The following is a 3,916-nucleotide window of genomic DNA, read 5'->3' as shown; positions in this document are numbered from 1 at the left end:
CCACACCTAGCCCGGACCGATGCTTCCCGACCCCGGTGTTCTGGAAACAGCGGTCGTTTGCTGCCACCAGGTGGCAGCGGAGTACCGCTGTCTCGTCAGTTCGGATCGGTGACGAGCTCGGGGCTGGCTTCGCGTACGTCCAGCGTGAGCGGTGCTCCGGTGATGGAGACCGTTCCGTTGACCGGCCGCCAGTCCGCGGCGCCGGCGACCTTGAACTGCGCCGACCAGGTGGTGTCGACGCTGACGGGCGCCGATTGGAGCTCCTTGGTGTAGACGTGGGTGATGAAGCCGTCGCCGTCCACGTCGGCGCCTTCGGTCCACGGTGTGCCCGGGATGGCGGACACCTGAGAGGTGCCGTCTCCGTGGTGCCAGACGAACTTGCTCGGCCAGACCTCGAGGACGACGTTCAGGGCGACCTTGTCGAGGCGTACCTGGATCTGGTGGCGCTCCGCCTGGGTGGAGAGGATCGTCTTGAAGTTCACCAGCGTCTCGCCGCCGGGGGGTTGGACGGTGATGCTCGAGGCTGGGAGGTCGACCTTCTTGAAGGCGGCCAGGACCTCGCCGGGGATGTCGACGGTCGGGGTGGCTGCTGTTGGCTCGGGGTCCTCCGGGCATTGGGAGTACGAGCCAGCCGGACCGAACTCCGTCATGAACATCCAGACCGTGGGGGCTGATCCGTCTGGGCAGGTGTAACCCTCGACGCAACCCGCGGCGCCGACCGTGTCGCACGGCTCGTTGCTCCTGACCCACTTGCCAACCGGCTCTGCGGTGTTCCCGATCGGTTGCGTGGATTGGGCGGCCGTGGTCTGGCTGCCCTCAGCGGAGGTCGAGGCGGTAACGGAGAGCCCATTCGCTTCGGCATGGACAGAGCCCGATGTCGTGGATTCTGGATCCGGGCTTTCCGACTCGTCAGCTTGGGAACTAGTTGCGGTGCCCATAATCGCCACCAGACTCAACACGAGGACTAGGAGATGACGAACCATTCGGCGAACCTCCATCCTTGCTTGCCCTTGACAACGAGAACACTGACTCGGATGTCACCTGGCGGATATGTTCCGTCCACTAAAGGGTCGCCGTAACCGGTGATTACCTGCCGGGTGCTCGTTATCGTGGCGTTGCCGCGAAAGGTCGCCGCGCCGGGCACGCCCCGAAGTTGGCCGAGCTCTATCCGACGCACTGTCTGGTCGCCGCCTTCGATCGAGCCCTCGCGGTCGCGAATACGGTCAATGATGTTGACGACCTCGTTGCATGTCGCACAGGTAGGGAGCGCGGCCTCGCGCAACGCTGCTGTGTCACCTGTCCGTCGAGCATGGTCAACCATCGCGTAGTAGTGCCGCACGAACGCCTCTGCTGCCTCGATCCCCTTCCCCTCCGCCTCAGGAGGCAACGTGGGCTCAACAGGCGCAGCGGGCGAAGCGGAGGTCGACGCCACGGGCGTGGGCGCCGCTGTGGGCTCCTGAACCTTCGGCACCGGTTCGTCGTCGGCACAGCCGGCGAGGAGGAGCGGAAGTGACAGCGCCGCGATGGCAAAACGGCGTGCGAACGTGTGCGACATACAAAAGCCTTCTTCCCCGAGAGAGTCCGACCGAGGTGGACGAGAAACACGCTAGGGGAGAGTCGGCTCCGAGACGAGTCCCGATCTCGAACTGGGGAAAACTTTGCCGACACGTAGACACGCGGACATTGGTCACGTCACGAGGCCATGCCCCGCTCAGCGCAGAGGTCGGACTAAGAGTCTGGTCCGCGTGTCTACGAGCGACGACGACGAGACGGGCGCTCAGCGAGCCGCGCGACGCCCACCCGGCGTCCGAGGCGCCGGCGGCGATGATGGGGGAGCGTCCTCCTCCGAAGGCGGCGCGATGATCCCGAGCTCCCGGAGCAGCCGGGAGATGAAGAGCAGTCCGGCGAACAGGCACGCCACCGCGCCGAACGAGCTCAGCGCGAGCAGGCCCCAGCCCCCGGCGTCACCGGAGCGGGCGGCGGTGCCGAAGTCGATCGCGAGGAAGACGAGGTAGCCCCAGGCGATCACGCAGGCCGTGATGAGGAGGCCCAGGATCATCGCGGGTCGGCTCAGGGACGGGCTCGCCTTGGCGCCTCGTCGTGATCCTGCTCGTTTCCCCGTCGCCACGCGGCCATTGTGGCCGATCGGACCCAGCGACACGCCGGGGTCCCGAGGACGCCGTCAGTATTGTCTGGGTCACTGACCTGCGACTTTGGCATTCGGTCCCCGAGGTTCTGAAGCTCAGCCGGTCACCCACTTGCCAACCCCTCGGGACCCGACGTAGGTTAACCACTACATCTAGTAGTTACACCGGTGTGGTTCTCCACATCTAGTTCACAGGCGCCGGCCCCCGATTGCACAACCTCGGCCGAGTTCTCCACAGGAAACATCCACCGATCCACATGCGTTGACACCCATGACGGGTGTTTTCGTCGCGCCCGAGCGCGCCCCATGTCCGACCCGAATGCCACCCGAGAGGAGGCCCGCGATGCACTGCCCCTACTGCCGTAGCACCGACACCCGGGTCCTCGACTCCCGCGTGGCCGACGACGGCGCCTCGATCCGTCGCCGCCGCGTCTGCACCACCTGCGACAAGAGGGTCACCACGGTCGAGCTCATGCAGCTGACGGTCCTCAAGCGCAGCGGCGCGAGCGAGCCCTTCACCCGCGACAAGGCCATCGCCGGCGTCCGCAAGGCCTGCAAGGGCCGCCCGGTCACCGAGGACCAGCTGGCCTGCCTGGGCCAGGCGGTCGAGGACGCACTCCGCGTCTCCGGCCAGGCCGAGGTCAACGCCAACGAGGTCGGCCTCGCGATCCTGAGCCCGCTCCGCGTGCTCGACGAGGTCGCCTACCTCCGGTTCGCGAGCGTCTACCGCGCCTTCGACTCGGCCGAGGACTTCGAGGACGAGATCGAGATGCTGCGCGCCGAGCGCCGCCTCGAGCAGTCCGACACCGCCGACGGCGAGCCCGTCGGCATACCAGCCACCACTGGCTGACCCAAGAACTGCCCGGCACGTGGTGGGGAAGCCGCGTGCCGGGCACACCAAACCCAACAAGCAGCAACAGGAGAATTCATGACCGAGACGTCTGTCACCGGCGCCGGACTCACGCTGGAGCGCGTCTTCAGTACGGAGGGCACGCACCCTTACGACGCCATCAACTGGGAGCGTCGCGACGTCGTGCAGACCAACTGGAAGACCGGCGAGACCGTCTTCGAGCAGCGTGGTGTCGAGTTCCCCGACTTCTGGTCGGTCAACGCCTCGACGATCGTCACCACGAAGTACTTCCGTGGCGCCGTCGGCAGTGACGTGCGTGAGTGGAGCCTCAAGCAGCTCATCGACCGGGTCGTGAAGACCTACACGAAGGCCGGCATCGACAACGGCTACTTCAAGACCGCCGCTGACGGCGAGATCTTCGAGCACGAGCTCACCTGGCTGCTGGTCAACCAGTACTTCTCCTTCAACTCTCCTGTCTGGTTCAACGTCGGCACGCCCTCCCCGCAGCAGGTCTCGGCGTGCTTCATCCTCTCGGTCGACGACTCGATGGACTCGATCCTGAACTGGTACAAGGAAGAGGGCTTCATCTTCAAGGGCGGCTCCGGTGCCGGCCTCAACCTCTCCCGCATCCGTTCCTCCAAGGAGCTGCTCTCGAGCGGCGGTACGGCGAGTGGCCCGGTCTCCTTCATGCGCGGCGCCGATGCCTCCGCGGGCACCATCAAGTCGGGCGGCGCGACGCGTCGGGCGGCCAAGATGGTCGTCCTCGACGTCGACCACCCCGACATCGAGGAGTTCGTCGAGACCAAGAAGAACGAAGAGAACAAGATCCGCGCCCTGCGCGACGCCGGCTTCGACATGGACCTCGGAGGCAAGGACATCACGTCCGTGCAATACCAGAACGCCAACAACTCGGTCCGCGT

At 65.9% G+C, this 3,916-nt stretch carries 4 protein-coding genes and 1 pseudogene; 2 read left to right on the top strand and 3 right to left on the bottom strand.

Going from position 1 to position 3,916, the window contains the following annotated elements; genetic code table 11:
- Nucleotides 1–95 precede the first annotated feature (95 nt).
- The 3 genes from JWN68_RS05720 to JWN68_RS05710 all read right to left on the bottom strand — a co-directional run bounded on the left by JWN68_RS05720 (nucleotide 96) and on the right by JWN68_RS05710 (nucleotide 2,128).
- On the bottom strand, nucleotides 96–650 hold the full coding sequence (locus JWN68_RS05720; RefSeq protein WP_297735953.1) for a hypothetical protein: 555 nt from the start codon (nucleotides 648–650) through the stop codon (nucleotides 96–98).
- A gap of 314 nt (nucleotides 651–964) precedes the next feature.
- Nucleotides 965–1,555, bottom strand: a complete 591-nt coding sequence (locus tag JWN68_RS05715) for a DUF6318 family protein (RefSeq protein WP_297735951.1) — start codon at nucleotides 1,553–1,555, stop codon at nucleotides 965–967.
- 222 nt (nucleotides 1,556–1,777) lie between these two features.
- The gene (locus tag JWN68_RS05710) at nucleotides 1,778–2,128 is read right to left on the bottom strand and encodes a hypothetical protein (protein ID WP_297735948.1); all 351 of its coding nucleotides are present in this window, start codon (nucleotides 2,126–2,128) and stop codon (nucleotides 1,778–1,780) included.
- A gap of 361 nt (nucleotides 2,129–2,489) precedes the next feature.
- On the opposite strand from JWN68_RS05710, the gene nrdR reads away from it, so the two are divergent.
- The gene (nrdR, locus tag JWN68_RS05705) at nucleotides 2,490–2,996 is read left to right on the top strand and encodes a transcriptional regulator NrdR (protein WP_297735945.1); all 507 of its coding nucleotides are present in this window, start codon (nucleotides 2,490–2,492) and stop codon (nucleotides 2,994–2,996) included.
- A gap of 78 nt (nucleotides 2,997–3,074) precedes the next feature.
- Nucleotides 3,075–3,916, top strand: a pseudogene (locus tag JWN68_RS05700) (vitamin B12-dependent ribonucleotide reductase); the annotation flags it as partial.

It is taken from the genome of Nocardioides sp. (assembly GCF_025964975.1).
GTDB lineage: Bacteria > Actinomycetota > Actinomycetes > Propionibacteriales > Nocardioidaceae > Nocardioides.
This window is presented reverse-complemented; position numbering and strand designations above follow the sequence as displayed.

Coding starts and splice junctions, on each gene's coding strand:
- JWN68_RS05720 (WP_297735953.1), bottom strand. CDS start 650: ATGACGGAGTTCGGTCCGGCTGGCTCGTACTCCCAATGCCCGGAGGAC.
- JWN68_RS05715 (WP_297735951.1), bottom strand. CDS start 1,555: ATGTCGCACACGTTCGCACGCCGTTTTGCCATCGCGGCGCTGTCACTT.
- nrdR (WP_297735945.1), top strand. CDS start 2,490: ATGCACTGCCCCTACTGCCGTAGCACCGACACCCGGGTCCTCGACTCC.